The sequence below is a fragment of the Pirellulales bacterium genome (genome assembly GCA_035939775.1).
GTDB lineage: Bacteria > Planctomycetota > Planctomycetia > Pirellulales > DATAWG01 > DASZFO01.
Genome location: DASZFO010000160.1, coordinates 1 through 24,997, shown reverse-complemented (window position 1 = coordinate 24,997; position 24,997 = coordinate 1). Strand labels below are relative to the sequence as shown.

The window sequence follows — 24,997 nt, the reverse complement described above, 5'->3', positions numbered from 1 at the left end:
CGGCTCGCAAAAAGTGACCGCCAGTTCCACGGTTCCGACGGCGCCCGGCATCGTCGTCACCAAGATCGTCGCGACGCCTGGGCAGAATGCCTTTCTCCAGATTGCAACGCAGAATACACAAACGCTGAGCCTTCCGGGCGCCAGCATCATCACGGCCAATGGAACGTCGAATCCGATCGTGTGGGTCGTCGATGCCGGCGTTCAACGGTCAGACTCGCTGACAACCGGCAATTTCTCCAACGGAGCGCCGACCCTTTACGCATACGACGCGCTAACGATGCAGCCGCTGTGGAGCAGTCCGTATCAACAACTCGATATGGGCGGAAAATACAACACGCTCGCCGTCGCCCGCGGCGTGGCTTTCGTCGGCACCGATCGCATTCAGGCTTTCGGGCTAACTTCGAATGCGAGCGTCGACGATTCCGTGATCGGCACTGGGGCCAATCAGTTCCAATACGTCGGTGCATGGTCGCACGCGACGCCGGGCACTTCGACGTCCACCATGGGCACGTTCCAAGGGACCGCTAGCAGCGACAGCATGACAGGCGACTACGCCACTCTGAGTTTCTCCGGCTCGCAAATCAAGGTCTATGCCGATGAAATGAGTGGATATGGAACCGTCGCGATCTCCGTCGACGGCGGCGCGGCGACGAACGTCTCGCTGGCCAATAACACCAATTCTCCCGACGGCCAGGGAGAAGGAGATGTTCTGGTTTATACCTCCCCGACTCTTGGCGCGGGAACGCACACGCTCAAATTCCTGAACACGACAAACGCCACGATTGCCCTCGACCGGGTGGAAATCACACCGCTGACGACGACGGCGTCGGCGCTCCGCGTGTCGCTCACCGAGGGAAACGTCACCGCCGCGCCGAGCCAAGTGCTGCCGTACACGATCAATTACGAGAATGCCGGCAGCATCGTCGGCGCCACCGGCGTCAACGCCTCGCAAGTCGCCCTCACCGAGACCGTCCCCGCCAACACCGCTTTTAACGCCGCCAATAGCACTTCCGGATGGGTTCACGGCACCGGTTCCACCTACACGTTCAGCGTGGGCAGTCTCGCCGCCGGAGACACTGGCTCGGTCGTGTTCGCCGTCACTGTGAATAATTCCCCCACTGGGCTGACTCTCTCGAATACGGTATCGATCTCGGACGCGGCCTCGGACACGGCTACCGGCAACCGTGTGACCCCGTTGGTTGGCACTCCGGTCGCCTATAAGCTGGCCTTCGGGCAGCAGCCGGAAAATGCTCGAACGGGAGGAGCGATCCTACCGGCGGTAACTGTCGTCGTGGAGGATCAGTTCGGCAACGGGTTCACCACCGGCAGTAACTCGACGGTCACGCTGACTCTCAGCAGCGGCACGTTTTCCAGCGGCTTCAATACGGCCACGGCTCAAGCCGTGAGTGGCGTGGCGACCTTCAGCAACCTGGTCATCAACACGCAGGGAAACTACTCGCTTTCCGCCACCGACGGCAGCTTGCTTTCCACGGTTTCGAGCACGTTCAGCGTTGCCGCCGCCAGCAAGCTGGCCGTTACCGCGCAGCCCGCCAATGCCACCGCGGGGGTCGCCTTGAATTCCGTGAGCGTCACCGTCGAGGATGTTCTCGGCAACCCGGTCACGGGCGACACGTCACCGGTCACTGTGACTCTCAACGGCGGCGTCTTCGCGGGAGGGAGCAATACGACTACCGTGCAGGCCGTTTCCGGCGTGGCGACGTTCAATAATCTGCTTATCGATGCCGCCGGCACGTACACGCTCTCCGCGACCGACGGGTCGCTCGGCGGCGCCATTTCCAACTCGTTCACGATCGCTGCCGCGGCGGCCGCGAAGTTGGGATTCACGCAGCAACCGGCGAGCACCGTCGCTGGGATGGCGTTGAGCCCCGTGGCGGTCGCGGTTCAAGACCAGTTCGGCAATACGATCTCCGGCGACACCTCGACCGTGACCGTAACTCTCAGCAGCGGCATATTCTCCACCGAAGTCAACAATGCCGCGGCGCAAGCATCGGCTGGGGTCGCCACGTTCAACAATTTGATCATCATCACGAACGGAACCTATACGCTGGCCGCCAGCGACGGCAGCTTGACCGGCGCCACCTCGTCGTCGTTCACGATCTCGTCAACTTTGACGATCGACGATACCACCGTCGGCACAGGCGCGAATCAAGTCAACCTCGTTGGCAGTTGGTCGCTGAGCGGGCCGAATCCTCCCACGATGCTCCGCAACGCATATAACGGCACCGTCACCAATTCCGGCACCGCGAACAATACGGCAACGGTGCTATTCAACGGCTTGCAAATCAAGTTTTACGGCGGGCTAAAAAATAACCGTGGAATCGCCGCCGTCTCAATCGACGGCGGTCCCGAAACGATGATCGACCTCTATGAAAACGATGGCACGGGGGACTGCGAGTTGGTCTATACCAGCCCGCTGGTGGCGCCGGGACTCCACACGTTCGTGGTCCGCGTTACGGGGATGAAAGACGCGGCCAGCGGCGGCACGACTGTTTCGCTCGATCGGTTCGACATCATCAAAGGCGCCTCGACGATCACCTGGCAGAATCCGGCCGACATCGTCTATGGCACGGCTCTCGGTTCCACGCAACTCAACGCCAGCGCCAATGTGCCCGGCACGTTTACTTACACTCCGGCCGCCGGCGCGGTGCTGTCCGCCGGTCAAGGGCAAACGCTCAACGTCTCATTCACTCCCACGGACATCGCCGACTACGCCCCCGCGGCTGCCTCCGTCACGATCAATGTCGCGAAGGCTAATCCGGCAATCACGTGGCCCGAACCTCCTGGGCTGTTTCACGGACAGCCGCTAACTTCGACCCAACTCGACGCCACCGCCAACACTCCGGGCACGTTCGTCTACAACCCGGGTGTCGGCGCCCTGTTGCCAACGCAACCGGACAACTCCCTCAGCGTCACCTTCACTCCCGCGGACACTGCCGACTACAACACTGTGATGCAGGGCAACGTGATCGATTATTTTCCGGCGACGCCGACCATCACTTGGTCTAATCCGCCCGATGTCGCTCTAGGCACGGCACTCGGCTCGACACAGCTCGATGCCACGGCGACGTTCAACAACTCGCCGCTCGGTGGCACGTTCACCTATACGCCACCCGCCGGCACGCTGCTCAGCCTCGGTCAGAATCAAACGCTGGGCGTCACGTTCACGCCAACCGACACGACCGACTTCGTCAATGGGAGCGCCTCGGTCGCGATCAATGTCAACCCGCTGACGGTCACGAACGCCAATGACAGCGGCGCCGGATCGCTGCGCCAGGCGCTGCTCGATGCCGGATTGATGCCCGGCACGACGCACACCATCTATTTCCAATTGCCGGCCGGCCCGAAGACCATCGCTCCGGCCACGCCGTTGCCGGCGCTTTCGGACCCGGTCATCGCCGTGCTTGATGCAACGCAGAGTGTCACGGTCAACTCCCCGGCGTCCAGCGGGGCGACCAGTTTCAGCGTGTTCACCAAGATGGGGGCTGGATCGCTGGCCTTGTCGGGAACGAACAGCTTGAACGGCAACGTGCACGTCGCCAATGGCCGCTTGCGCCTCGCGGCGTCTGCGCCCCCCGGCTTGGCTTCGGGAATCTCGCTCAATGTGGACGGCGCCGCGACGCTGGAACTCGCCGGCAGCGTTTCCGATCTCACCGGCGGCAGCCACCCGGTCAACATCGCCAATGGCAGCACGGCCTCTGCGGGCATCGAAGTCTCGGGAACCCATCAGGCAGCCGGCAGCATCACGGGCGCCGGAACCTTGCTGATCGATGCCGGGAGCGACCTCACGGCCAATTGCATCGTTCAAGGCGCCTTGGTAATCGGCGGCAGCGCCGGCAGCCCCGCTACGCTGACGATCGCGCCGTCCGATTCGTCCGGCAACCCGCTCGCAGTCGACGCGTCGGGTGCGGCGTCTCAGCCGGCGATCACTGCGCCCTTGGTCGTAGCATCGTCGAGCGCCGAAGCTACCGCGAGCATGGCGCCGCCGATCGCGGCAACCAGTGACCTTCCTCTCGCCGAGAATCCACCGAATGGCAGCCCAGCCGCCCTTGCGCAAGGTGGGGCGGCGACTGGTAGCTTCCAGGCTTTCGATCTAAGAACATTTGTTTTGGGAATTGTGCACGGCCAGGCAAAATGGAACGGGCGAACGGCCGCGTGGGACATGCCGACGCGCGGTTCGGGAATCACAGACGCGCTGCCGGCCGCGTCCTCTGCCGCTAGCGATTTCCGCGGAAATCCGTTGGCGCGCGGCGGGGACGCATCTCGTCAGCCGATATTCGACGCTGCCGCGGTCGACGCCGTCGTTTCCAGCGGCACGCAGCCGGCGATCGACGACGCCCTACTGAATCTGCTGGCCGAGGACGCCTCCATTGATTCCGGCGGCGACCTTTCGGTGTCGCGCGCCGGGGAATTTGCGGAGATCTTGCTCTCAAGTAGGTCAGGCCTCTGGCCTGACACCGATTGAGCCGACCTCGCTCTCCCGCATCGCCGGCATCAATTGCCGCGCTCGCTGATTGTCAGGCCAGAGGCCTGACCTACGCGTCCGCAGGGAATGCCCTCTGCGGCGTACCGTGATGCGGCACGACGCGCCACGGATTCGGAACGGCATCCGCCGCGGCGGATTCCCTTCAGAATTCTGGCGAATTCGGTCACGGTTTTGTGAGCATCGTCCGTTGTTGTGTCAGCCGACGACCCAAACAAAACGTGAGGCCGCCCAGCGCGAGGAGCAGCAGCGTCGACGGTTCGGGGACTGCCGCGTTGCCGCCGAGATTGACGGCGCCGACCGCCGAATTGTCGAAGCCCGCCGCGCTGCCAGATGATTCAACGGCCAACAGATTGGCGGACGCGGGCGCGCCGGCGGCAAACGGGGCGCTCGGCGTGAGCGAGCCGGCTAAGGCGAAGCCGCTTGTTGCCGCCAGGGGATTGCCGCTGGAATCGGAGGCATCGATCGTCAGCAGGGCCGGGTGCGTGGCGTCGCCGCCGATCACCAGCGCGCCTTGCACGATATGGTCGGCCGTCAGGTCGCTGCCGGCGTCGACGGTGACGGTTCCCGCGCCGGCCGTGATGCTGTCGACGCCTGCCACGATCTGGCCGGTGCCCGAGACCACGAGCTTTCCGTCGTTGGCGACGGCGGTCCGAGCGCCTCCCGCGACACCCAAGGCGGAGACGGGGCCGGCCAGCTCCAACGTAGCGCCAGCCGCCACCATGACCGGGGGACTCGTAGCCAGCGCGGAACCGGAGGCGACGTTTAGCCGCAGCGTGCCGCCGTTCACATTGGTCGCGCCGGTATAGCTTACCACACCGGAGAGCGTGAGCACGCCCGCGCCGGTCTTGGTGAGCGCGCCGGCGCCGCTCACGTTGCCGGTCAGGCTGATGTTGTGCGCGACGTTCGCCGCATCGGCAGCTTGGATTGTAAAACCGGTCACCGCATCGCCGTTGAGAGTGACCGGCAGGGCCGTCGTCCAATCGGCCTTCGCGCCGAGGGTGCCCGTGGTGAGGACGATGTTGGTGACGAGCCCGGCCGTGTTGTTGAGCACGAGGCCGCCACTGCCAACGTACAGGGTGCCTCCGTTGACGACGAGATTCGCGGTGCCTCCCAAAGTGTCTGTCGTGGTGCCGAAGCCGATCAACTCCGCGGTAGTGACGCCGCCGGACAAGTACAACTCGGCGTTGTCCGTGTTGTTATTGTTTTGGCCAAGGACGATGCCGTTGATCGCGTCGGTGGAGGTGAATGTGCCGCCGTTGACCTGGAGATAGTTCCAACGAGTGTTGGCTTGGTGTCCAATCAACACCTCGCCAGTGGCAGTGGCAGCGCCGCCGTCAATGCGCGCGGTGGCGGTGGAGTTGGCAGTGCCGATCGTCAGTGTTCCGATGTTCACGATTCCGTTGTTGACGTAAAAACCTGAGGCGGTGGGGATCGCCGGGGGAATGAACGTCGTGGCGTTCGGTGCTCCGATGTTCGCCGTGCGCCCGAGCGCGACGGAGGTCGCGGTGAACGTCCCGCCCGTGACCTGAATAAGCTCCCCATCCTGCGCGCCGGCGTTGGTTGAGATGCCACCGTTGAAGGTGGCTGTGCCGGAGCTGAGCGTAAAAGTGCCGCCATTTTGGTTGTTGGACCCGACCCCGGACAGGGCGCTCGAGGTCAGCGAGCCGCCGTCAACCAGCAAGGTCGCGCCGACTCTGACGAGAGCGCTGGTGGTGGTGACGACGCCGGGGGCTGGGATCTCCAACGTACCTGCGTTGACCGTTGTGCCACCCGAAATGTTGCTCGTGCCGGTGAGGGTCAGCATCGCCGGGCCGCTGTCCGTCAAGCCAAGCGGTTGCCCGGCGACAACGCCGGCGATGGCGCCACCATAATTCGTCGCCGCGGCCAAGTTGACCGTCAACGTGGTGATGACGGGCACGACGGCCGGCGTGGAGGTGTCGGTGATCGTGCCGGTGGTTCCGGCGATCGAACCCAGAATGGAGCTAAACGAGTTGAGATCGAGCGTGCCCGTTCCGGTCGTGGTGAGCAGGACGCCGGTGGGCAGGGCCGTGGCCGCGCCGAGCTTGATCGTGCCGGCGTTGATCGTCAATCCGCCGGCCACGGTGCCCCAGGTGTTGCCTATGGCTGGAGTCAGAGTGAGCGTATTCGGGCCGTCCTTGATGACCGTGCCGCTGACCCCGCCGACGTTTTGCGACATCGTCAGATCGGCGGTCCGATTGAAATCCACGACGGCGCCGGCGGCGATGGTCACGTCTCCCGCGCCGAGCGCGCCGGTGGCCCCACCGTTGCCGACGCGCAAAGTGCCGACGTTGACGTTGGTGGGGCCGGTGTAGGCGCTGTCCGCGGCGAGCGTCAACGTACCGGCGCCGGCCTTGGTCAAACCGCCGGCCCCGTTGTTGCCGATGGAGTTGGCGAGCGTCACGTTATTGACATTGGTGTCGATCGTTCCGCCGTTGGCATTGAGGGTCACGGTCCGCGCGGAAATGTCGTCCATATTGCCGGCCGCGTATTGCAGCGTGCCGCCGTTAAACGTAATGCCGCCGGCGCCGAGATTGGCGACTGCCGCGAAGTTGATCGTGCCGCCGTTGAGCGAAGTGCCGCCGGCATAATCATTGTTCGCTGAGGTGAGAATCAGCGTGCCGCTGCCCGACATGGCGAGCGATCCGGCGCCATGAATCGGGCCTGAGAGCTTCAGCGAGTCGCTGGCGCTGGTCACCAGGGCCGTGGTGGCTTCTGCCAAGCTTAGCGTGGCGCTGATCTCGTGGCTCCCGGCGAAATCGCTGATGGCCGCGCCGCTCCCCTTGTTGTTGAGCGTCAGTGTGTGGGGACCGCCCGCGCCGCCGTCGGCGATCGTATATTTGAACCCGGTGCCCTTGTCGTTGAACTGCACGCCGCCGACCGCCTCGTTGGCGTCGAGCGTGACGAGGTGAGAGGCCGTCATCGGGCCGGTGAAATGGGCCGAATCGCCGGCAACCATCGGCACGCCGCTGGTCCAGCTTCCCGGCGCGGACCAATTTCCGTCGGCATCCTTCCACACAGAGATCGTCGTCAGTTGGACCATGGTCAAATCGACGAAGCCGTCGCCGGGAGTCGTGAACTGGTAGCTATAGCCGGTTTGCGGATTGAGAACGTGCGGATTGGTGGCGCTGGCGGTGGTCCAAGTGCTGTCCAGTCCGGTGCCGCCGATCGCGCCCGAGAACCCGATCAGTTGGTAGTTGGTAACGGTGCCCGTACTGCCGGCGGGAGTGATCCCGGAGAGAGTACCTTCGTTAAACAGATTGACGCCGCCGCCGTTGATCGTCAACGTCGCGGCCGGATTGACGATGATTTGGGTATTGGCCGGGGTGCTGTTGAACTCGAACGTGAGGGCCGAGCCGGTGCTGATCGACAGGCCGCCGACATTGATCATTCCCACGCCCGCACGGGCCAGCGTGCCGCCGCTCATGACGGTAACGAGGCCCGTGCCCGTGCCCGAGGAACTCGTCACGCGCAGGGTGCCGTTGTTGATCGTCGTGCCGCCCGAATAGGTGTTGGAACCGGGATTGGTCAACGCCAAAGTTCCGGCTCCCATTTTGACGAGCGCCAAACTGTTGACGCCGGCGCTGCCGCCGTCGCGCACGACGCCGGCGAACGTGTTGGTCGTCGCGTTGTTGACGGTCAGCGTGCCCGTGCCGTTCGGGCCGTTTTCCACCGCGGTCGCGCCGGGAATGGCATTGGTGTTCAATCCGAGGAGCGTCGGGCTAGTGCCGTTGATCTGTAGCGTTCCCGTGCTGCCGCTGCCGAAGGCGACAGTGGCTGACGCCCCGAGCGCTGCGGGATCTCCGAGTTGGGTAATTCCGCCATCGAGCGACCAGGTGCCCTTGTAGTTGGTGGCGAACGGCAGAGAAACCGTGCCGGGACCGGCGACGTGCATCACGGTCGAGGTCTGGCCGCCGGTCAGTTTATTGGCTGCGCTCCCATTCGAAACGGTCATGACGTCGGTGGCACTAGTCGTCGCCAGAGTCGCGCTGGCGGCCGTCGCTCCGATGGTGACTCCATTAACCGTCCCGCTTCCGTTCATTCGGATCGTGCCGCCGTTGTTCAGCGCGAGCGCATTTTGATTGAGCGTGACACCGTCGATCTGCAAGGTGCCGGCGTTGATCACCGGGAGCGTGATGGCTCCCAACGAGCCGGCGTTTTGCACCTCCAAAGTTCCGGCGTTGAGCGTGGCGCTAGCCGCCACGCCGGCGCTGGTCTTCTGCGGGAGATCGTTCGCGCCGGCGAGCACCCAAGTGCCCGTGCCGTTCTTGATGAGAACGATGGCGCCGCTGGTTCCAGTGCCGCCGGTGGTGCTGTCCGAGATCGCCGCGATGGTGTTGCTGCCAGTGTTGGCTCCGTCGAGCGTAAGAGTCTGTGGGCGAGTGTTCGCCGACCCGTTCGTGATGGTGCCGGCAAAGTCGAGCGTTGCCGTCGTTGTCGCCGAATTGTTGACAAGCGTGTAAGCGCCGTTCGTGCTGGATGCGAGTCGGAAGAGAATGGGATCGTTAAACGTCTCGGGACTGGTCACGGTCGCATTCATCGTGATATTGCCAGTCCCTCCCGTGGCGCCGGTGGTGGTGAGCTGCAACTGATTCGTGGTGCCCACCGCACCAAATACATACGGCCCAACATTGGCCGTGTCGAATAGGAAGAATTTGAGGTCGCGTGTGTTGTCGATGATGATGGGGTTGTCCGCGCCGCCGATGGTGGTGCCCGGGCCGCCGGGGCCGGCGGCCAGAGCGGCGTTAAACGTCGCCGTGTCTTGACTGAGAGCGCCGTTGGCCGGGGCCACCGCACCCGGCACTGCGCCGCCCGACCAGTTCGTGGTCGTGGTCCAATTGGCATCGGTCGGCGCCGCGACCCAGGTTTGACTCGCCGCTCCGGCGAATCGCGGCAAGAACATTGCGGTCAAGAACAGTGCCACCGCGATACAACGACGGGCGAGGGTCAAACGGACGACGGCGCAATCTTCCCAGGAGAAGGGCATGGGGCGACTCATGAGTTTTCCTAATCAATTCAGAAGATGAGAAATTGAAGTGACTCTTCAGAGAACGCAGCCAACGCGAGATTGGCGCCGAATGGCTTCCGCGTTCCCAAAAAAGACGCGTGCGTGGCAGAGAACTCCTCTAAGGTTTCTTCTTGGCGGAGAACAGAAACTCCAAAGGGTCAAGGGCGATGTCGCTGATTCGTACCTCGTCGATCCAACCCTGAAACCATTCGCCCGGATGACCGGCGATCTTGCCGCGGCCAACGGACCATTCGGCGTCATCGCTGCCGTTGCCCAGGGCCGTAGCGCCCGTCGCCGGCAGGTCGGTCTTGGCGACCAGCCGGTATCCCGCGCCGTCAAGCACGTCGGCATAGAGCACTAGAGCACGACCGTTGCTCACGGCAGCCACGTGATACCACTGGCCTTCTTTCAGGTCCAAACTCGCGGCGACGGTCTCGTGCAGGCGGTCTTCCTCATCGCGAAAGTGAATGGCCAGCCGATGTTCCGCGTTGATCTGAAAAGCGAGCCGCGGCGGCACGTCGGCGATTGGAAACGCCGGCGCCGCGTCGCGGCCGACGAATGTTTGCGCCGCCGCCTTCATCTTGAGCGCCTTGATCGAGGCCTCGATTGTCCATTGGGCAGGGGTGATTTTCTGGATGTCGATCGGCGAAGCATGGCTGAAGGCCGAGCGCGTGTATACGTCGCGCGTGTGGACGTTCGAAATCGGCTCGCTATTGTCCAGGCACGCCAGATTCGGCTGGCCGGTGTGCGGCACCGTACCGGCGGGCACGTCGCCGGAAAACTTCGGCTGGCTATTCGGAATATGGGCGAACAGATCGTTTCCGTTGAACGACGAATCGATCGTGCCGTGAACCGTTCTCGTGTTTTGCTGAGTATCGGGGACAACGGCGCCGACGGGATGATCCTCGAACCGCCAGTATGCGACGACGTGCGGGTTCCGATGGACCTCGTCCATGTTGCGGACGAACGATTCGCCGGTTTCCTCGAAGAGCGTGACGTTCGGCGCATCGCGCTCGAGGCGGGCGCCGGCGTTCGCCGTCAATCGTTGGGTCGCCGGCGATTCACCCCCCTTGGGCTTCACGGTGACGTCGACTTCGCCTTTGAAAACATGAACCCTACTACTCCCGTCCGGAGCGACTTCAACGCCGAACTCGGTCCCTTGATCGACCAAGGCCGCGTCGGGAGTCAGGACCTTGAAGCCGCGGGCATTCGGCGAATTGATCTCAGCGGTCAACTTGCCCATCTCCAGGCGGGCGCTTTTGGGAGACTCGACGACAAAAGCCGCCGGGGCTTGCAAAATGATTCTGGCCCCGATGTCGTACGTGATCTCCACCACTCCGGACGCCAAATGGAGCGATCGTCCAACCGCCAGTGCCTCACCCGGCTCCGGCGAATCCTGCCCGTCTAGCCAACGGCAGCCGTCGGCCAAAGTAAGCCGAGCCACTAGTGGCCCCGCCGGCTTGGCCACGGGAGTTGCGAGTCGAGTTTCTTGGGGCTTCGCGGCCGAGATCGCCTTGCCGCCGTCGGGCGGGTCACGGTGAAAAACGATCGCGACGAGCCATGCGCCAATTCCCAGCAGGGCGACAAAACCGAGGCCAAACGTCAGGAACGACGAGACGATCGAGCCACCAGGGATCGGCCACGTGGGCAGCGAGAGCGGAGTCGGCATGGCGTTTGGGACTGCCGGATTGCGCGCCGACGAGTTGCCCGCTGACAACTCTTCTGCCAGCGGAGTGACCGCCGGCGAATTGAGAGCAGCCGGTTCAAGCACCGCCGGCGTGAGCGCTGCCGGCAACCCCGCGTGATCCCAATGAAGCATCGCGTGGGTCTTGATGTGACGGAGATAGAATTGCCGCGCCATAGCGTCTTCACGCAGCACCGTTTGCAACTCGGCGACCTGATCGTCGGTCAGTTCTCCGTCGAGAAGATTGACCAACAGCGGCCGCAATCGATCCGGGGCGCATTGCTCTTCGCTCATGACGACGACTCCAGCCGCAAGGTCCTCTCCACGCAGTCCGCCAACGCATTGCGAATCCGATACAATGCCGAGGAGATCGCGCCGGGGGTCTTATTCCTTTGCTTCGCGATATCTTGCACCGAAGTTCCCGTTCGGTATCTCAGGCTAACGAGCTGACGGTCGTCGCCGGGCAGCTTTTCGATGCACGACCGCAGCGCCGCTCGCTCGTCGTCTGCACGGTCGAGCGACTCGACGGCCTCGGCCGCAATTTCGTCCAGGAGATCGCCGCTAAAGATATGGCGATCGCGGCGGCGCTTCTTCTGGTAGCCCAATACGGTGAAGTAGGCCACTCGCATCCCCCAGGCGGCAAAGTCGGTGCCGGGTTGGAACTCCGCCGATTTCCGCCACAGGGTTACGTTCGTCTCGGCCAGCACTTCGTCGGCGGCCACGAAGTCGGGCAGGATCGAGAATATGTAGGCGTATAACCGCCGCTGACATTCCGTAAGCTGGCGCACGAATGCATCCGGTTCCAGCGGCGATTGCACGACCGCAACTCCCCGTTCGTATCCAGCCTTGCGCATGGATTCTCAGCCAGGCGATACCCCCACGGCCGACAAAGACACCCTAATGGGAAATTGCCCGCCAACTCCGAATCTCGCCGAAATTATCGCCAGCGCCATGAAGAATCTCAAATCTGAACTTTCGATCTTGGACTCAATCCAAAATCCAAACTCGAAAATCCAAAATTTGGTTCGGGCGGTTAGGCGACGCCTTGCCGTCGCCGCGCTCGGACGAAACGGCGCAGCCCCGTCCCGTCTCCCTCGCTCGCCTGCCGAATTTCGGCCAACAGCCCGCGAATCTCGCCGGCGGCCGTTCCCAAATCGTCCGGCGGACGACGGCCCAGGCGGAGGATTTGCGGCTCCGAAGCGTTCGGTGGGGCCGCAATCAGGCGAATCGAAATTCGGAACTCATAGGGTCCCATCCGCAGGTGATCGCCGTCGCGAAGCCGGGCTTTCTGGATCGGCTCGCCGTTGACGGCCACCTCCGGCCCAATCCCCAGCCAGCGCAGCGACACTTCGTTCGGCGAAAGCAGCAAATACGAATGGGCCTCGGGAAAGCGGTTGTCGCCAAGCACCAGATCGCAGTCGGGGGCGCTGCCGATCAGGAACGCGGGAACTTTGATGGGCCGGACTCGATTCTGGGCCCGGCCCCGCAGAATTTCCAAATCCACTTGCAGCAACCCCCGCCCGCTGCCGGTTCTCAAAAGATGCGGCCGGTCGTGTCGGTAGAAGGGAGGGCTCATCGGGCAATTCTCGGGGGCCGGGTCGTGAGATTCCGTCGCGCCGCAGCGCGGACGCTCTCGCTAAACTCGTTTCGGCACTCCGGCCGGACGAGGTAAACCGCATTACGCCGGCAAGAGATTGAATCCGCGGCGCAAAATAGCGAGCAGGCCGGTTGGCTAAACCTGAACGGTGGGAGCGGTCGAATGACGAACGTCAAACGAACGACGAACGCGGAATGTCGCGCCGCGGGCCATAAGCTTCATACTTTGTACTTCGTACTTCCGTAACCCCTATCTCCCCGCCTTCTCCGCCAGCCGCAATTGGGCCCGCGCCTGAAGCTCGGCGCGGTCGCGGGCCTCGATCGTTTCCGGGGAGTTGGCCGCTCGGGCTCGGGCCGAAGTAAGCTGCTCGCGGGCCTGGTTCGAATCGAGCTTTTCGGCAGGAGCGGCATAGTTGGTGAGCACGGAGACCACATTGTCGGCCACCTGAACGAAGCCGCCGTCGACGTAATACCGGTGCGTTTGCGAGCCCTCGACGACCCGCAGCTCGCCGTAGCCCAGACGGCCGATAAATGGGCTATGTCCCGGCGCGATGCCGATCTCGCCGTCGTAGAGCGGCAGGGCGACGAAGTTGGCAATCGTTTCCAGCGCAGTCGCCTCTGGAGTCACGACGCTGCAATGCACCGCGCGGGCGCCGGGCGCTTCGCCTTTATTGTGTCGCTCAACCATAACATTTCCGACCTCTGACTTCCGACCTCCGAACTCCTATTTCTTCGCCAGCTTCTTCGCCTGCTCCTCAGCTTGCTCGATCGGCCCGACATAGCGAAACGCATCCTCTGGCAGGTGGTCCCATTTGCCGTCGGCCAGCTCCTCGAAGCTGCGAATCGTGTCTTCGAGCCGCGTGATTTCTCCCGGCTTACCCGTGAACACCTCCGCGACGAGGAACGGCTGCGACAGGAATATCTCCATGCGGCGGGCCCGGTGAACGACGAGCTTGTCTTCTTCGCTCAACTCGTCGATCCCCAGGATCGCGATGATGTCTTGCAATTCGCGGTAGCGCTGCAATGTGCGCTGCACGCGGCGGGCGATCGCGTAGTGGCGCTCACCGACATACTGCGGATCGAGGATGCGGCTCGACGACGCCAGCGGATCGACCGCCGGGTAAATGCCCTTTTCCGAGATCGAGCGCTCGAGATACAAGAACGCGTCGAGGTTGCCGAACGCGGTCGCGGGGGCGGGGTCGGTCGGGTCGTCGGCCGGCACATACACGGCCTGCACCGAGGTGATCGCCCCCTTGTTGGTCGACGCGATTCGCTCTTGCAAGGCGCCCATCTCGGTTCCGAGCGTCGGCTGGTAGCCGACCGCGCTCGGCATGCGGCCCAGGAGCGCGGAGACTTCGCTGCCCGCTTGCGAGAAGCGGAAAATGTTGTCGATGAACAACAACGTGTCAGTCCCGGTCTTGTCGCGGAAGTATTCGGCCATCGTCAGGGCAGATAGCGCGACGCGCAACCGCGCTCCCGGCGGCTCGTTCATCTGGCCGAACACCATCGTAGTCTGCTCGATGACGCTGCGGCCGGTGTCGCCGATCTTGGCCTCCTGCATCTCGATCCAGAGATCGGTCCCCTCGCGGGTCCGCTCGCCGACGCCGGCGAACACGGAAAAGCCGCCGTGGGCGCTGGCGATGCGGGCGATCAGCTCGGTGAGAATGACCGTCTTGCCGAGGCCCGCCCCGCCGAACAATCCGGCCTTGCCGCCGCGGACGAACGGCGTGAGCAAGTCGATCACCTTGATGCCCGTTTCGAACAACTCGGTCTTGGTCGAAAGTTCGATGACGGGTGGAGGGTCGCGATGGATCGGCCACCATTCGTCGGCTTGCACGGGGCCGCGGCCATCGACCGGCTCGCCGACCAGATTGAACACGCGGCCGAGCGTGGCTTTTCCGACCGGAACTTTCACCGGCGAACCGGTGTCGAGGCACTCCTGACCGCGGACCATGCCGTCGGTGCCTCCCAAGGCGACGCACCGCACGCGGCCACCGCCGAGGTGCTGCTGCACTTCGCCAGTCAGATCGAGATGCACGCCTTTGTAATCGGACTTCACCTTCAGCGCGTTGTAGATCGCCGGAAGGCTATCCTCGGCGAATTCGACGTCGAACGTCGAGCCGATAATTTGCGTCACGCGGCCGACGTTCTTGGCCGTGGCGCGAGCGGGCTGGGAATTCGTTTTCGGCGCGGTTGCTTGAGCCATGGGAGGGAGGTTAGGGGCTAGGGACTCGGGACAAGGGAAGCAAAGCACGCTTCGCGTGCCGCTTGCGATTCGTCATTAGTGCTTCGTCATTCTTTAGACATTCGTCATTCGACATTTAGCCCTTCAACGCTTCGACGCCGCCGAGCACTTCCATGATCTCGCCGGTGATCTGGCTCTGGCGGGCCCGATTATAGGCGCGGCTGAGGCTCTTGATCATCTTGTCGGCGTTTTCGGTGGCCGATTTCATGGCCACCATGCGGGCGATCTGCTCGCTCACGGCCGAATCGAGAAAGCACTTGAACAGCTTGACCTTGAAGCTGGTCGGCACGACTTCTTCCAAAATGCTGGCCGCGGACGGGAGGAATTCATATTGCGATTGCCCGTGCGAGGCCGCGCCGGCTGCGACCTTCCCGTCGCCGGACTTTTCGGCGCCTCCTCCAACCTCCGACGTCCGACCTCCGACCGCCGCGCCAGCCCCGGCCAGCGAGCCGAGCGGCAGCAGCGTCTCGACCACCGCCGCTTGGCGGCTCACGCTATGGAACTGCATGTACGCCACGTCGAGCCGATCGAGCGAACCCGCCGCGTAGGCCGCAAGATACCGCTTCGCCAGCGCATCGATCTCGGCGAACGTCACTTTGTCTTCGAATTGGGTGTATTTCTCGGCGGGCGTGACTCCGCGATAGCGAAACGCCGAGATGCCGCGCTTGCCGGAGATTTCGATCTCCAGGTGTGGCACGGCGGCCTTGAGTTCGTTGAACCGCGCGAATGATTGGCGAACGACGTTCGAATTGTAACCGCCGCATAGACCCCGGTTGCCGGTGAGCACGAGCAGGATCGCCCGCTTGGTCTCGTCGCGCCCTTCCAACAGCGGGTGCGTTACTTCGAGGCCGCTGTTGGCCAGATCGGAAACCAACTGCGTGATCCGCCGCGTGTAGGCGGTGGCCGCATGGGCCCGATCCATCGCTTTCTTGAACCGCGCAGTGGCGATCAGCTCCATCGTCCGCGTGATCTTGCGGATGTTGCGGATCGACTTGCGGCGTTTATCGAGGGCGCGGGCTTTAGCCATGGGGCCGGGGCTCGGGACTCGGGGCTAGGGGCTCGGAAAGGACGAAGTACAAAGTACGAAGGTTCTCATTTCGCTGCCGCCGCGGCTTCTTTTTTCTTGGTGGCAAACTGGGCCTTGAATTCGCCGATCGCGGCGGAGAGCGCGGCCATCGTGGCGTCGTCGAGGTCTTTGGTGTCGGCGATCTTGTTGCGGATCGCCGATTTCTGGTCGCGCATGAAGATCAGGAAATCGCGCTCCCACTCGGCGACGCGGTTCAAGGGCACGTCGTCCAAGTGGCCGCCGTTGCCGGCGAAGATGATCAGCACCTCGTCGATCACGTCCATCGGCGAATACTGCCCCTGCTTCAAAATCTCCACCATGCGATAGCCACGGTCGAGCCGCGCCTGCGTGGCCGGATCGAGATCGGTCCCTAGTTGAGCGAAGGCTTCCAGCTCACGAAACGCGGCCAGCGCCAATCGCAAGCCGCCGGCCACCTCGCGCTTTTTCATTGCCTTGACCTGGGCGGCCCCGCCGACGCGCGAAACCGAGATGCCCACGTTCATCGCCGGCCGCTGACCGCGGAAGAACAGATCGGGCTGCAAATAAATCTGCCCGTCGGTGATCGAAATCACGTTCGTCGGAATATAGGCCGACACTTCCCCTTCCAGCGTTTCGATGATGGGGAGCGAAGTGAGCGAGCCGCCTCCCAATTCGTTGCTCAGCTTGGCCGAGCGTTCGAGCAGCCGGCTATGGGCATAGAACACGTCGCCCGGATAGGCCTCGCGGCCGGGCGGGCGGCGCATCAGGAGCGACAACTGGCGATAAGCCTGGGCCTGCCTCGATAAGTCATCGTACACGATCAGGGCATGCCCCTTGTTGTACATGAAATACTCGGCCATCGCCGTGCCGGCATACGGCGCGACGTATTGCAGCGGAGCCGGGGCGCTCGCGCCGGCGATGATCACCGTCGTGTAGTCCATCGCCCCGTGGTTCCGCAGCGCTTCGATCACGTTGGCCACGGTCGAATCTTTCTGTCCGACCGCGACGTAGAAGCACTTCACGTCGGAGTTCTTCTGGTTGATGATCGCGTCGATCCCGATGGCCGTCTTGCCCGTCTTGCGGTCGCCGATGATTAGCTCGCGCTGGCCGCGGCCGATGGGAGTCATTGCGTCGATCGCCTTGATGCCCGTTTGCAGCGGTTCGCGGACCGGCGCCCGCTGCGACACGCCGGGGGCATTGCTCTCGACCTGACGGCGCTCGCTGGTGACGATCGGGCCTTTGCCGTCGAGCGGCTGGCCGAGTGGATCGACCACCCGGCCGATCACGGCATCCCCGACCGGCACGCTCAAGAGCCGCCCGGTGCTCTTCACCTCGTCTCCCTCAGTGATCTGCAAGAAATCGCCGAGGATGATCACGCCGACGGAGTTTTCCTCCAGGTTGAAGGCCAGCCCGATCGTGCCGTTGGGGAACTCGACCATCTCGCCGGCCATGACGCCGGTGAGGCCGTAGACGCGCGCAATCCCGTCGCCGACTTCCAAGACGCGCCCGACCTCGCGGACGTCGATCTGGGACTCGTAGTGCTCAATTTCCTTCTGCAGAACTGAAGCGATCTCGTCGGCTTTGAATCTCATGGACGCTCCTATCGATCATCGTTTGGCGAATTCTTTCGAGGCGGGTGGAAATCGAGGCGTCGTAGACCGTGTCGCCGACGCGCATCATCATGCCGCCGACCAATTCCGGCCAGACTTCCTTTTCGAGCATCGGCACGCCGCCGAGCATCTTGCGGACCGAATCGGTCAACTGCCGCGTCAGCCCGTCGTCCAGCTCCGAAGCCGAGGCGACTTGCACGCGAGTCACGCCGCGCATCCGGTCGAAAAGCGTGTGCGCCGCCTGGTGGATCGGCCGCAGGATGTCGAGCCGGCCGTGACGCGCGACGACTTTGAGAAAGTTCAGGAAAACCGGCGAGGCCTGCCCGCGGAGCGCCTTGTCGAGCAACGCGTTCTTCTCGTCCGCCGAGACAAGCGCCGAGCCGAGCACCGACTCGAAGTGCGGCACGACGGCGAGCACGTCCGCGATGAAGCTGTCCAGCTCGCTCATCACGGCTTCGGTCTTGCCAGCCGCCTCCGCCGCATCCACCAGCGCGCTGGCATACACCGTTGCCACCTGCTGGGCGCCGACGTTGACGTAGGGATTCGAGAACGTTCGTTTCGCAGATTTAGTCATCGATGTTCCGCAGGGCGGACCTTCCGGATCGCCATTGAACGGCTCCCTCTCGCTCGAATCGCCCTTGACTGGCTCCCTCTCCCTCTGGGAGAGGGCTGGGGTGAGGGGAACACCCAAAACACTTCACCCTCACCCAACCTCTCCCAAAGGGAGAGGAGTTCGCACTTTGGTTCGGTTCATCGTCACCGGCAACTTGCACTCTCAACTCAATTCACGCTAGGCCCACTTGCCACGAACTCACTCATCGCCTCTTGCACCAATCGGGCGTGATCGGCGTGGCTCAGTTGAGCCCGCACGATCTTGCCGGCCAGATCGACGGCCAGATTCGTCGCCCGCTCGGAAAGTTCCTTGAGCGCCTGATCGGTCGCCCGCTGCAGCTCGCGCTTGCTGCGGTCGAATTCGAGCTTGGCCGCCTCCTTGGCTTCGGCGATGATTTGCACCTTGGTTTTTTCGGCTTCTTTGCGGGCCTCTTCCATCATCACGCGGATCTGATCGGCCGCCCCGGCCAGCTTGCGCTCGTAGTCGGCCAACAACAACTTGGCCTCTTCGTGAGCCCGCTGGGCGGCGGCGATATTCTCGGCAATCCCCTGCTCCCGCTTTTCGAGCCCCGCCACGATCGGCCCCCAGGCGAATTTCCAGAGGATCGCCAGAAGGAGCAGGAAAACGATGAAGGTGTAGATGGCCAGATCAGACTTGAACTCCTCGGGACCCTGGACCGTCGCAGGCGCGCCGAAATGACCCTCATGTTCCGCGCCAGCCCTCGCCTCCGGTGACGCCGCGCGCGCCGCCTCAGCCGAGCTTGCGTCCTTCGCCGCAGGAGCATCCACTGCGGCTCTGGCAGGTATCGTGCCGGCTATGGCGAGCGCAACAGCGACCGTCGACAAACGGATCCCATAAGAGCACATCATCACTGCTTTCCTCACAATAACGACTACTTAGCCCAAGGGTTCTGCGTCGAGCAGATATACAAAGCGTAGAAGGTGAAACCCTCGATCAACGCGGCAGCGATGATCATCGCGGTTTGGATGGTGCCGGCCACTTCGGGCTGCCGGGCCATGCTCTCCACGGCGCTGGCGGCCAGCTTGCCGATACCCAGCCCCGAGCCGATGGCCACCAGCCCGCAGCCGATCGCGCCGCCGAAGCTGATTAGCGAAGCCTGGCCCGAGGTCTGGGCCATAGCCGGGGTCGCCGCCAGCAACAATATGGAACACGCAGTCGAGACGATCTGAACTAACTTGCTCACAGGTTACTCTCCTTATTGCAAAGGTTCCTAACGAGATTTCGAATTCGTCAGTTCGATGGCTTCGCGATTCGGAATTAGTGCTTGTGAATCGCCATGCCAATGAACAGGGCCGACAAAAAAGTGAACACGTACGCTTGCAGAAACGCGACGAATAGTTCCAGCAAACTTAACATAGCCGAACCGACCACGGCAATCACCGTTACCAGCGCCCATTGGCCAGGGCTGCTTCCGGCGGCCAAGGCGATCACTCCCAGAATCGCTAACAGCACCAAATGGCCAGCCACCATATTGGCTAGAAGTCGGACGGCCAGGACGAGGTGCCGGATGAACATTCCTCCGACTTCAATCAACCAGATGATCGGGATCAGAAAATAGAACAAGAGCGGCAATTCCATGTGCGGCACTTGATTGAGCCAATAGCCGACGACGCCGAACCGGATCATGCCGGAGATCAACACCGTGGCGAAGGTCACGGCCGCCAGCGCAAGCGTCACTCCAAACGACCCCGTCGGCGAGCCGGCCCAGGGGATCATCCCGAGCAAATTGCACGTGAGGATGAACAGGAAAACCGTCCACAACAGCGGCACGAAGCGATCCGCGTCGTGTACCCCGATCGCCGGCCGTGCGACATTGTCGCGCAAATACTCCAGGATTGCCTCCGCCATATTCCAAAGACTGCCCCGAGGCACGCCTCCCTTGCGAACCTTTTGCGCCAGCCGCACGAAAAAGACCACCAGGATGACGCAGGCCACAAGTTCTAAGATCATGAACTTGGAAAGGCAGAAGCCGCTCGCGGATTCGTATAGGTTCCTTGGAGTGCCGAACCATTGCGGAATGAGAATTTTGCCAGCCAATGCCTCGTTCCACTGTTGTATGTTTTTAAGCTCGGGATGGGCGTCCCGCAGCCATTTCGGCACTTGGTCGAGCGAATTCCAATCAAACCAGCGCGCAATGAACCTCGGCACTTCGAAGAAGTAGCTATCCTTGATGTGCAGAATGGACTCAGCCATGCGGCATACCGTTTCTTCCGCCGCTCGCGGGAAGGCGAGCTAACGCCAATGCAAGAATTGTGTCGGCCGCCAACGCAACCATGTAGAAGACGACGATCAGACCGAAGAAGCCCTCATCCCTCAGCTTTCCACCAGCGTTGGTCGCGGCGATCCCGATGACCACGGGAATACCGAGCCGCACGAGAGTTCCGATCAGAGTGCCCGCTGCCCCATTCCCGCGCTGTCGAAAGAAGTGAAACGCGATCAGGGCAATCGTTGCGCTGAGCCAACAAATCGCCGCAGCCAGCGCCGCCGTTTCCCAAATCGGCATCTTCATCATTTGGCTGCCAATCAGCGCAACGATGGGATAGGCTGCCACCATGGTCAGTGCCAATCGCACGCAGGCCCAGGCCAAGCTCGGCGCTCGCCGCCCGCCCACCGCCGTCGAGCTTGCTGGTAGCCCTTCACCCACGAACTTGATCCTTCAAAGCCAAGTCAATCGTCTCGCGACTTATCTTGCTTAGGCGGCTTGTGTTTGTTCTTTGTCGAAGCCGTCATCAGCAACAGATGCCAAATGCCGCCTGCCATTCCTAAGCCAAACCCGATCAGCGTCAACAATGGCTCGGTTCGCCAACGATCGTCGAGCCATTTGCCGGCCAATCCCGGCAAGATCATTTCAAGCGCCACGGCCGCGATCCGCGCTACCCATTCCATCGCCACGGCGATTGGAGGCCTGTCGTCGGAAGTCGGCACGATTCCAACTCGCTGAAGCGGACGTTCGCGATCTCACCCGAAAAGCCGGCGGCCAAGATGAGTTTGACCGCGAGCAAGCGCCAAAACCTTGATCGAGCGGGCAACAAACTAATCCCAAGAGGTGCTTAATCTAATGCACGATTCCTGGGGCGTCAACGCACTCGCCGCGAAATTCGTGATTTTTTTCACAATGTCACTCAACCCATTCTAAACAAATATCTTGCGGCGGCAAGATCGGCCGCGTGGAGGGCCGTCTGAGAGGGCGCAAGTCCGACTTTCCATCGGGCGATTGTGGGCGAGCATTGTCGAGTAGTGGAATTCACCCGGATTTCCGACAAACCCCGTGCGAGACTCCGACGTCTTGCGATTTACGCTGCCCAGCCGCAAACATTTCTTGTGCCACGACGCAACCTCCTATGCCGCCATCCATTAGGTGGCGTCGAAGTTCGATTGTCACGTGTGCCGCGACGGCCCAAGCGTTGCGTTTCTCGGCCAATTCAAGTACATTAAAGCCTGAACTGATTCCGCCGATCGTGCATCCAAATAATTGGACTGAGCCAAGCGAACTAAATTTAGCGGGAATTGCCCGTTCCCCATTGACCGACCGCGAACCGTGCGCGGCGAAATAAACAGCGATGGAGAATGCCGGGCGGTGCAAGCGAGACAAGTGGCGGCCCGCCGTCGGTGCTGCCCTCCCTCGGTAGGGATTATCGAGGCATGGGGTCGGTGAGAGCTGGTCAGGGACGACTCCCATTACAGAATTTGCTTGTTGATCGGCCTCCACCCGGCCGGCAATTAGCAAAGCGGAGGATGTCCCCTTCATGACCGCGTCCACACTACGCAATTACAGCATCAAAGATCTTGCCCAGCTCGCCAAGCGCCGCGGCGTCAACGGCTGGCATGCGATGCGGAAGGATCAACTTGTGCGCGCCCTGTTGCGCATTGCAAAGGCCAAGTCCGCTCAAAGCAAGGTCGCAAAAAAGATTACAACCCGATCGCGAAGCGCCGTAGCCGCCAAGAATGGCTCGGCTTCCGCGGGCCGCAACGGAGTCTCGTTGCGGCGCGCCTCATCGCAACGATTGGCGAAGAAGACGCGGATCGCCCATAAAATCGAACAGGCCAAGGTCCGCCTGAGCCGGACGAAGAATCTGGCCTTCGACCAGCCGAACGGCCGCCTCAACGGGTCGTCCAAGGACCGGCTCGTCGTGATGGTTCGTGGGCCGTATTGGCTTCATGCCTATTGGGAACTGACGCCCCACGGAATCGCTCGGGCTCAAGCGGCCCTGGGGCGCGATTGGCATCAGGCCCGGCCGATGCTGCGGGTGCTGGTGGTTGCCTCCAACGGCAATACGACCACTTCCGAGCGGGTGCTCAGGGAAATCCCGATTCATGGCGGTGTGAAGAATTGGTATGTCGACGTGCATAGCCCGCCGCAGACGTATCGCTTGGAGATCGGTTATTTGGGGACGAACGGCAAGTTCTTCTCGTTGGCCCGCAGCAACGTCGTGACTACGCCAGCCGGGGCGGCGAGCGATTCGCTCGACGCGCATTGGAACGACGTGTTGGCCGATTGCGACAAGATTTACGCCATGAGCGGCGGTTTTGCGACCGAGGGGAGCAACGACCTGCAGGAACTCTTTGAAGAGCGGTTGCGTCGCCCGATGGGCCCGCCCAACGGCAATCGATTCGGGGCCGGGGTCGAGGGGCTCTTGCCCCGCGACCACAATCTGCGGTTTCAAGTCGAGGCCGAGATTGTGATCCACGGCACGACGCATGCCGACGCTCTGGTGGCCCTACACGGCGAGCCGCTCAAGCTCCGCCCCGACGGCAGCTTTTCCGTCCGGCTCGATCTGCCAAACCGTCGACAGGTAATCCCGCTCACCGCCAGCACGAAAGACGGCGTCGAGCAGCGCACGATTGTCCTGGCGGTCGAACGCAATACGAAGGTGATGGAGCCGCTCACCCGCGATACCGGCGAGTGATTGGTGTTTGTCTTGTCCCGCACGAATGCCCCTGCTACGATCTCGTCCCAGACGGCAGGTCCTCTGCCATGTTCGTGCTGCCGATGGATACAATGGGTTGAGCCCTTAAATCAGCCCGTTGGGGCCCCGATAGTTCGGCCGCGTGTCTAGCCGCCGCGAGCGGATCACACCAAACCGAGCCAAGGCGCCCCACTTTATGCTAACGGGCTCGCCTGATTCCCCATCGCCACGGCATTGCGGCGGAGAACCTGCCGTTTTTTGCGCTCTACCGGCGAGTGACAAGTTGCGGGTGGCAAGTGACAAGCGACAATTTCAAAACGACGGACGAATCGGATCACATTCCGCTTCCGCTTGCGCATTCCCGAGCCCCGAATCCCGAGACCCTAGCGCCTCGACTCATCGAACTGATTCGCGGGTACGGCAGTTGTGCCGTGGCGTTCTCGGCGGGCGTGGATAGCACGGTGGTCGCCAAGGCGGCGCAGTTGGCGCTGGGGGACCGGGCCATGGCGGTCACCGGCGCGAGTGATAGTCTCGCAACCGGCGAATTGGACGAAGCCCGCGAACTGGCCCGGCTGATTGGCATTCGGCACGAGGTGCTGCAAACGGCCGAATTCTCCGATCCCGACTATCTGAAAAATGGCCCTGACCGATGCTATTTCTGCAAGAGCGAGTTGTACGGCAAGATCAAACCGGTCGCCCGGCGGTTGGGCCTGGCGGTGATCGTCAATGGGGCGAATCTCGATGACATGGGCGATTACCGCCCCGGCATGACCGCCGCCACCGAGCACGCCGTGCGCAGCCCGCTTATTGAATGCGGCTTTGGCAAGCGCGAAGTGCGGGCGCTGGCGGCCGAATGGCAACTGCCGATCTGGGATAAGCCCGCCATGCCCTGCCTATCGAGCCGAATCGCGTATGGCGAAGAGGTAACACCCGAGCGACTGGCGATGATCGACGGCGCCGAACGATTCTTGCGCGGCGCCGGCCTGCGCGAACTGCGCGTCCGTTATCACAGGGGCGACCTGGCCCGCATCGAAGTCCCTGCCGACGCGATCACAATGCTCTGCCAAGAACCGTTCCGCAGCCAGCTTGTCGCCGAACTCAAGCGCCTTGGATTCAAATACCTCGCGCTTGATCTGGAAGGCTTCCGCTCGGGAAGCCAGAACCTGGTGCTGGTCCCGGCCGACGCGGTCGCATCCCCCGCGCCGCGCACGGTGTAGCGGAATTCGCCAGAATTCCGAGCAGCGGTAGGGTGCGTCAAGTCCGCGCTGACGCACCGGAACCTGCCGTGACAATCGGCCGCGAGCCACACCACGGTGCGTCTCCGACGAGCCTTGACGCACCCTACGGCTACGGCGAGCGAATCCAGCTACGGTCTATTTCCGCGCCGCCCAAATGGCCGCCGCTTGTTTGGGCGTGGCGTTATAAGCGCGGTGGAAGGCCGTTTCGAAGTCCGTGCCTTGCCGAAGGCCGGTGAGCAATGAATTGAACTTCGACGATGGACCCATCAGCGCTTTGACGAAGCCCATCGCGAGCACTTCGTTTTCTTCCTCGGGGAGCGAGCGGGCCAGAAAGCCGTCGGGCTTGACGCCGCTCGACAAAACTTGGGGGATCGCACCCAGCCAGGACTTGAGCCGCGGGTCTTTGCTGTCGATCTGCAAGCCGATCGCGCCGCCGGCCCCTTCGCCGAACCACTGGGGCGTGCGGCCGAGGCTGGCCATGTAGATGCCGCCGACCTGTTGCCCGACC

General features: G+C 62.7%; 18 protein-coding genes. 3 read left to right on the top strand and 15 right to left on the bottom strand.

Annotated features, from left to right (window positions below):
• Nucleotides 1–4,483 (top strand): hypothetical protein (locus VGY55_10720; protein ID HEV2970454.1); only part of this gene is annotated, 4,483 nt, incomplete at its 5' end.
• Nucleotides 4,484–4,667: 184 nt separating this feature from the next.
• Here the strand turns inward: VGY55_10720 and VGY55_10715 are convergent.
• From VGY55_10715 to VGY55_10650, 14 genes are all read right to left on the bottom strand, one after another.
• On the bottom strand, nucleotides 4,668–9,521 hold the full coding sequence (locus tag VGY55_10715) for an autotransporter-associated beta strand repeat-containing protein (GenBank protein HEV2970453.1): 4,854 nt from the start codon (nucleotides 9,519–9,521) through the stop codon (nucleotides 4,668–4,670).
• Nucleotides 9,522–9,648: 127 nt separating this feature from the next.
• A complete protein-coding gene (locus tag VGY55_10710) occupies nucleotides 9,649–11,508 on the bottom strand; it encodes a LamG-like jellyroll fold domain-containing protein (GenBank protein ID HEV2970452.1) in 1,860 nt (619 codons plus the stop codon).
• Nucleotides 11,505–12,068 (bottom strand): sigma-70 family RNA polymerase sigma factor, encoded by a 564-nt coding sequence (locus tag VGY55_10705; GenBank protein HEV2970451.1) that lies wholly within the window; start codon nucleotides 12,066–12,068, stop codon nucleotides 11,505–11,507. The genes VGY55_10710 and VGY55_10705 overlap by 4 nt, the downstream gene beginning before the upstream one ends.
• A gap of 179 nt (nucleotides 12,069–12,247) precedes the next feature.
• A complete protein-coding gene (locus VGY55_10700) occupies nucleotides 12,248–12,790 on the bottom strand; it encodes an FHA domain-containing protein (GenBank protein ID HEV2970450.1) in 543 nt (180 codons plus the stop codon).
• Nucleotides 12,791–13,060: 270 nt separating this feature from the next.
• Complete coding sequence (gene atpC, locus VGY55_10695; GenBank protein HEV2970449.1) at nucleotides 13,061–13,498, bottom strand: ATP synthase F1 subunit epsilon; 438 nt, start codon at nucleotides 13,496–13,498, stop codon at nucleotides 13,061–13,063.
• A 36-nt stretch (nucleotides 13,499–13,534) separates the two neighbouring features.
• The gene (atpD, locus tag VGY55_10690) at nucleotides 13,535–15,016 is read right to left on the bottom strand and encodes a F0F1 ATP synthase subunit beta (protein ID HEV2970448.1); all 1,482 of its coding nucleotides are present in this window, start codon (nucleotides 15,014–15,016) and stop codon (nucleotides 13,535–13,537) included.
• A gap of 115 nt (nucleotides 15,017–15,131) precedes the next feature.
• Nucleotides 15,132–16,082, bottom strand: coding sequence for an ATP synthase F1 subunit gamma (gene atpG, locus VGY55_10685; protein ID HEV2970447.1), 951 nt, complete (start codon nucleotides 16,080–16,082; stop codon nucleotides 15,132–15,134).
• A gap of 65 nt (nucleotides 16,083–16,147) precedes the next feature.
• Nucleotides 16,148–17,692 (bottom strand): F0F1 ATP synthase subunit alpha, encoded by a 1,545-nt coding sequence (atpA, locus tag VGY55_10680; protein ID HEV2970446.1) that lies wholly within the window; start codon nucleotides 17,690–17,692, stop codon nucleotides 16,148–16,150.
• Entirely contained in the window at nucleotides 17,643–18,284 is a 642-nt protein-coding gene (gene atpH / locus VGY55_10675; GenBank protein ID HEV2970445.1) for an ATP synthase F1 subunit delta, read from the bottom strand. Before atpH ends, atpA begins: the two co-directional genes overlap by 50 nt.
• A 206-nt stretch (nucleotides 18,285–18,490) precedes the next feature.
• Nucleotides 18,491–19,111 (bottom strand): F0F1 ATP synthase subunit B, encoded by a 621-nt coding sequence (gene atpF / locus VGY55_10670; GenBank protein ID HEV2970444.1) that lies wholly within the window; start codon nucleotides 19,109–19,111, stop codon nucleotides 18,491–18,493.
• 104 nt (nucleotides 19,112–19,215) lie between these two features.
• Nucleotides 19,216–19,461, bottom strand: a complete 246-nt coding sequence (atpE, locus tag VGY55_10665; GenBank protein ID HEV2970443.1) for an ATP synthase F0 subunit C — start codon at nucleotides 19,459–19,461, stop codon at nucleotides 19,216–19,218.
• 140 nt (nucleotides 19,462–19,601) lie between these two features.
• The gene (gene atpB / locus VGY55_10660; GenBank protein ID HEV2970442.1) at nucleotides 19,602–20,537 is read right to left on the bottom strand and encodes a F0F1 ATP synthase subunit A; all 936 of its coding nucleotides are present in this window, start codon (nucleotides 20,535–20,537) and stop codon (nucleotides 19,602–19,604) included.
• Nucleotides 20,530–20,988, bottom strand: a complete 459-nt coding sequence (locus VGY55_10655; protein ID HEV2970441.1) for a hypothetical protein — start codon at nucleotides 20,986–20,988, stop codon at nucleotides 20,530–20,532. Before VGY55_10655 ends, atpB begins: the two co-directional genes overlap by 8 nt.
• A 23-nt stretch (nucleotides 20,989–21,011) precedes the next feature.
• A complete protein-coding gene (locus tag VGY55_10650) occupies nucleotides 21,012–21,269 on the bottom strand; it encodes an AtpZ/AtpI family protein (protein HEV2970440.1) in 258 nt (85 codons plus the stop codon).
• Nucleotides 21,270–22,090: 821 nt separating this feature from the next.
• Between VGY55_10650 and VGY55_10645 the strand changes: the two genes are divergently transcribed.
• Together VGY55_10645 and larE are read left to right on the top strand one after the other, a co-directional pair.
• Entirely contained in the window at nucleotides 22,091–23,251 is a 1,161-nt protein-coding gene (locus VGY55_10645; GenBank protein HEV2970439.1) for a DUF4912 domain-containing protein, read from the top strand.
• Nucleotides 23,252–23,526: 275 nt separating this feature from the next.
• Nucleotides 23,527–24,468 carry an ATP-dependent sacrificial sulfur transferase LarE gene (larE, locus tag VGY55_10640; GenBank protein ID HEV2970438.1) on the top strand — a complete coding sequence of 314 codons (942 nt, stop codon included), beginning with the start codon at nucleotides 23,527–23,529 and terminating at the stop codon, nucleotides 24,466–24,468.
• Nucleotides 24,469–24,624: 156 nt separating this feature from the next.
• Here larE and VGY55_10635 read toward each other — a convergent pair.
• On the bottom strand, nucleotides 24,625–24,997 hold a 373-nt coding region (locus tag VGY55_10635; GenBank protein HEV2970437.1), incomplete at its 5' end, for a hypothetical protein.

Bases quoted from the DNA above. Each gene is read 5' to 3' on its own strand.
- VGY55_10715 (HEV2970453.1), bottom strand. From the start codon at position 9,521: ATGAGTCGCCCCATGCCCTTCTCCTGGGAAGATTGCGCCGTCGTCCGT.
- VGY55_10710 (HEV2970452.1), bottom strand. From the start codon at position 11,508: ATGAGCGAAGAGCAATGCGCCCCGGATCGATTGCGGCCGCTGTTGGTC.
- VGY55_10705 (HEV2970451.1), bottom strand. From the start codon at position 12,068: ATGCGCAAGGCTGGATACGAACGGGGAGTTGCGGTCGTGCAATCGCCG.
- VGY55_10700 (HEV2970450.1), bottom strand. From the start codon at position 12,790: ATGAGCCCTCCCTTCTACCGACACGACCGGCCGCATCTTTTGAGAACC.
- atpC (HEV2970449.1), bottom strand. From the start codon at position 13,498: ATGGTTGAGCGACACAATAAAGGCGAAGCGCCCGGCGCCCGCGCGGTG.
- atpD (HEV2970448.1), bottom strand. From the start codon at position 15,016: ATGGCTCAAGCAACCGCGCCGAAAACGAATTCCCAGCCCGCTCGCGCC.
- atpG (HEV2970447.1), bottom strand. From the start codon at position 16,082: ATGGCTAAAGCCCGCGCCCTCGATAAACGCCGCAAGTCGATCCGCAAC.
- atpA (HEV2970446.1), bottom strand. From the start codon at position 17,692: ATGAGATTCAAAGCCGACGAGATCGCTTCAGTTCTGCAGAAGGAAATT.
- atpH (HEV2970445.1), bottom strand. From the start codon at position 18,284: ATGACTAAATCTGCGAAACGAACGTTCTCGAATCCCTACGTCAACGTC.
- atpE (HEV2970443.1), bottom strand. From the start codon at position 19,461: ATGGCCCAGACCTCGGGCCAGGCTTCGCTAATCAGCTTCGGCGGCGCG.
- atpB (HEV2970442.1), bottom strand. From the start codon at position 20,537: ATGGCTGAGTCCATTCTGCACATCAAGGATAGCTACTTCTTCGAAGTG.
- VGY55_10645 (HEV2970439.1), top strand. From the start codon at position 22,091: ATGACCGCGTCCACACTACGCAATTACAGCATCAAAGATCTTGCCCAG.